This is a genomic window from Photobacterium sp. DNB23_23_1 (assembly GCF_052873815.1).
Window position 1 is genome coordinate 1 of the sequence record NZ_JBNNXT010000155.1, and the last position, 206, is coordinate 206.

The 206-nt window shown below is 49.5% G+C and carries 1 tRNA gene; it reads right to left on the reverse strand.

The features are described 5' to 3' along the window. Window positions 1–72 (reverse strand) — tRNA-Val (locus tag ACVA53_RS25200). Between the last annotated feature and the right edge of the window lie 134 nt (window positions 73–206).

Genomic DNA, 206 nt, shown 5'->3' on the forward strand with positions numbered 1-206 from the left:
GGGCGATACCGGGCTCGAACCAGTGACCCCCTCCTTGTAAGGGAGGTGCTCTCCCAACTGAGCTAATCGCCCTCCGAATTCAGTTTATTTCCACTTTTGTAAAAGTGAAATCAAAACTGCCATCTTCCGAGGAGAAGATGGTGGGTCGTGCAGGATTCGAACCTGCGACCAATTGATTAAAAGTCAACTGCTCTACCAACTGAGCT